Origin of the sequence: Geomesophilobacter sediminis (assembly GCF_016458275.1) — a bacterium.
GTDB classification, from domain to species: Bacteria; Desulfobacterota; Desulfuromonadia; order Geobacterales; family Geobacteraceae; genus Geomesophilobacter; species Geomesophilobacter sediminis.
Genome location: NZ_JAEMHM010000058.1, coordinates 1 through 385, shown reverse-complemented (window position 1 = coordinate 385; position 385 = coordinate 1). Strand labels below are relative to the sequence as shown.

Genomic DNA, 385 nt, shown 5'->3' with positions numbered 1-385 from the left:
CCAAGGGCCTGAGCCTGGCCGGTCGAGAGAACCGCGACCTCCGCGGTGCTCAGGGCCTGGACGTGGGCGGTGTCGAGCCCGGCGATCTGCGCCGTGGTCATTGCCTTGACCTGAGCGGTGGTCAGCAGGGAGATGTTATCGGTGCTGATGGCCGCTACCTCGGCGGTGGTAAGTGCCGCAACATCCTGGGTGCTCAGGGAACGCAGCTGGCCGGAGTCAAGCGCTGCGATGCCGGTGGCGCCAAGGGCCTGGGCCTGAGCCGTGGTCAGTGCCGCGATTTCCGCGGTGGTCAGGGTCGCCAGGTTAGCGGTGCTGATCGCCTGGATCTCTGCGGTGGTCAGGGCTGCGACGTCGGTGGTGGTCAGGGCGCGGAGCTGATCGGAGG

The 385-nt window shown here is 68.3% G+C and carries 1 protein-coding gene; it reads right to left on the bottom strand.

The window, feature by feature from the left end; translation table 11 throughout:
• Positions 1 to 385 (bottom strand): hypothetical protein (locus JFN93_RS25325; protein ID WP_199387175.1); only part of this gene is annotated, 385 nt, incomplete at both ends.